The organism is Pseudonocardia sp. SID8383 (assembly GCF_009864975.1).
GTDB lineage: Bacteria > Actinomycetota > Actinomycetes > Mycobacteriales > Pseudonocardiaceae > Pseudonocardia > Pseudonocardia alni.
On the sequence record NZ_WWFY01000104.1, the window covers coordinates 1 to 759 of the forward strand.

Below are 759 nucleotides of genomic sequence, written 5' to 3' on the forward strand. Positions count from 1 at the left end.
CCACCCCGCCCGCGGCCCCTCCGAGCCCGGCCGCGGTCCCCGCGACCCCGGTCGCCGTGGCCGTGGCCACCACCGCCGTCCCCGGACCGGCCACCACCGTCCGGCTCCCCGCGGAGCCGGACACCGCACCCCGGCGCTGACCACGGAGCCGTCCCCTGGATCCACACCCCCTGGCGGGCTCCCACACCCGTCGCAACAGGTGTGGGAGCCCGCCGGAGGGGGTGGACGCAGCCGGAGACGTCGTCGCACCCCGGCCGGGGTCGGCGCACCGCTGCCGGCCACGCCGGAGGCCGCGGACGCGGTCGTCAGGTCCGGCGCAGGGTGGTGGTCCAGAGGGAGGCGCCGGCCTGGTCGCGCAGGTGGACCTCCAGGGTCGTCCCGTCGGGGGCGACGTCGAGCTCCCCGAAGTGCTGGAACCCCTCCAGTGGGCTCGCCCCCTGCCGGGACGGTCCGCGCACGAACTCCGCCCGCGGACCGAAGGTCGGGTCGAGCTCGTTCGGACCGAAGGCACCGGCGTGCAGCGGGCCGGACACGAATTCCCAGAACGGGTCGAAGTCGGTGAACGCGGCGCGCTCGGGGGCGTAGTGGTGGGCGGCGGTGTAGTGCACGTCCGCGGTCACCCAGACCACGTTGCGGACCCTCCGCCGGCGAATCCCGGCGAGCACCCCGGCGATCTCGGACTCGCGCCCGCTCGGCGGCCCCGGCACCCCGTTGGCGACGGCCTCCCAGGCGGTGTCGCCGTCGGGCACCAGTACCCCG

1 protein-coding gene is annotated in these 759 nt (G+C 77.2%); it reads right to left on the minus strand.

What is annotated here, in order from left to right:
- Positions 1–305 precede the first annotated feature (305 nt).
- A partial coding sequence (locus GTW08_RS02250; RefSeq protein ID WP_202416282.1) for an alkaline phosphatase D family protein occupies positions 306–759 on the minus strand: 454 nt, incomplete at its 5' end.